The following is a 2394-nucleotide window of genomic DNA, read 5'->3' as shown; positions in this document are numbered from 1 at the left end:
GCTCGCTGCGGCGCGGAAACAAAAGGTCGCGCAACGACCAGCCGCGGTTTTGCTGCTCCTGCGCCATGGCCGGCGCATGAAAGGCGCCAGCCACGCCGACGGCAAGCATGACCACGGCCAGGACGAGCACCGGCATGCGACGAACAAGCCCTGCGATGCGCGCAGCCGAAGCCAATCGTTTCCTCCGTCCCTTGGCGCAGTCCTGCCGAAAAACCGCATCGGTTTCTCGGCAAATGCCGCCCAACCAGATTGCTACAGTGTCCTTTGCGCGCCTGGAAGGCCGCGCGGCACCGCAGGCGGCTCTATTTCTGCCGGAGCCACTTCAGCACTTCCATGCTCGGATAGCCGTCCTGGGTCAAGCCGGCCTTGGCCTGGAAGGCCATGATGGCAGTCTTCGAGCCGTCGCCGATCTTGCCGTCGAACTTGCCGTCGTAAAGGCCATGCTGGGAAAGCCGCTTCTGCAGCTCCTGTCTTTCCTCGAAAGTAAGCTTGGTGAAAGGCCGCTTCCAGTCCTGCACCAGACCGCTCGAGCCGGCGATTTCGTCGGCAAGAAGGCCGACGGCCAGCGCATATTTGTCGGCGTTGTTGTAGGCCTTGATGACCGTGAAATTCTTGATCATCAGGAAGGCCGGCCCGCTGCGGCCGTCCGGCACCTTCAGCGTCGCCTTGTCGGAGCCGTTCTTGAACGGCTTGCCGTTGGCCCTGGCGACGCCGAGCGCCTGCCACTGCGACAGCGTCTTGGAACCGCCGGGAAGTTTTCCGGCTGGCAAGGCGACCTCATAGCCCCAGGTCTTGCCGGCCTGCCAGCCATTCTTCTTCAACAAATTGGCTGATGTCGCCAGCGCATCGGGGATCGAATTCCAGATGTCTCGCTTGCCATTGCCGTCCATGTCCACGGCATAGTGCAGATAGCTGGTCGGGATGAACTGGGTGTGGCCCATGGCGCCGGCCCAGGATCCGCTCAGATGGCTTTCGTCGATGTCGCCGGTCTGCAGGATCTTCAGCGCGGCGATCAGCTGTGTGCGGGCGAATTTCGCCCGCTTCGGATCGGCGTAGGCCAAGGTCGCCAGCGAGCGCACGACGTTGCGCATGATGTCGTCGCGCTTGAGGATCTCGCCATAATTCGATTCCATCGACCAGATGGCCAGCAGGATGTAACGGTCGACGCCGAACCTGGCCTCGATCCGATCCAGCCACGGCTTCCATTTCCTGGCCATCTGCTGGCCGACGGCGACGGACTGATCATGGACGCGGTTGTCGAAATAGTCCCAGGCAGGGGCCGTGAATTCAGGCTGCGTGCGCGCCTTTTCCAGCACCACGGGATCGATATCCCTGATGTTCCTGAAGGCCTGGTCGTATAGGGCGCCGGAAACGCCGCTCTGCACGGCGGTGGCGCGGAAGCCGGCGACCCATTGCCGGAAACCGGCATCGGCGAAAGCGGGGCCAGGCATCAGCAGAGCGAGCGATAGGCTGGCTGCCGCCATGACGCTGGTAAAAATTTTTGCGGCATTGCGAACGGACATCTTTTCCTCCTTCTCTGTCTCAGGAAAGACCATTCATCGCCGAACCAGGTTAGGAATTAGTTTACCATAGGTGCCACCGGGAACGAAAAGACGCTTCGAAGCTTTACCGGTGGACGCTCCCCTCAGTTTCCCAGTAATCCCCAATTCCGGCGTGAAAATGTCTTGAAACGGGGATTGCGGAGCTGGCCCTCAAACGGATAATTGAAAGCATGAAGAGAGTTCGCAAGGCAGTCTTCCCGGTCGCCGGCCTCGGCACACGGTTTCTTCCGGCCACCAAGGCTGTCCCCAAGGAAATGCTGACCGTCGTCGACCGGCCGGTGATCCAGTATGTGGTGGATGAGGCGCGCGAGGCCGGCATCGAGCATTTCATCTTCGTCACCGGTCGCAACAAGGCCGTCATCGAGGACCATTTCGACATCCAGTTCGAACTCTATGACACGCTGGCCCAGCGCGGCAAGGACGACCAGCTCGCCCGCCTGCAGCGGCTGCAGCCGGCGCCGGGGCAGACCAGTTTCACACGCCAGCAGGTGCCGATGGGACTTGGCCACGCCGTCTGGTGCGCCCGCGAGCTCGTCGGCGACGAGCCCTTCGCGCTTTTGTTGCCCGACATGATCATGCAGTCGGAGAAGAGCTGCACGAAGGCAATGGTCGAGCTCTACGAGGAGACCGGCAACAACATCATCGCGGTGCAGGAATGCGATCCCGCCGAAACCCACAAATACGGCATCGTCGGCCGCGGCGAGGACACGCATCACGGCTTCCGTATCACCGAGATGGTGGAAAAGCCGAAGGCCGGCACCGCGCCGTCCAACCTCTACATCAACGGCCGCTACATCCTGCAGCCGGAGATTTTCGCGCTCCTGTTTTTTTT

General features: G+C 61.5%; 2 protein-coding genes and 1 pseudogene. 1 reads left to right on the top strand and 2 read right to left on the bottom strand.

Features of this window, described 5'->3' with window-relative positions:
• Together EN994_RS36320 and EN994_RS23980 are read right to left on the bottom strand one after the other, a co-directional pair.
• A pseudogene (locus EN994_RS36320) lies at positions 1-175 on the bottom strand (DUF459 domain-containing protein); the annotation flags it as partial.
• A gap of 127 nt (positions 176-302) precedes the next feature.
• Entirely contained in the window at positions 303-1523 is a 1221-nt protein-coding gene (locus EN994_RS23980) for a lytic murein transglycosylase (RefSeq protein WP_013529721.1), read from the bottom strand.
• 209 nt (positions 1524-1732) lie between these two features.
• Here EN994_RS23980 and EN994_RS23975 point away from each other — a divergent pair.
• Positions 1733-2394, top strand: a 662-nt coding sequence (locus EN994_RS23975; protein WP_164746123.1) for a UTP--glucose-1-phosphate uridylyltransferase, incomplete at its 3' end; no start/stop codon positions are given.

It is taken from the genome of Mesorhizobium sp. M7A.F.Ca.CA.002.09.1.1 (assembly GCF_003998555.1).
GTDB classification, from domain to species: Bacteria; Pseudomonadota; Alphaproteobacteria; order Rhizobiales; family Rhizobiaceae; genus Mesorhizobium; species Mesorhizobium ciceri.
This window is presented reverse-complemented; position numbering and strand designations above follow the sequence as displayed.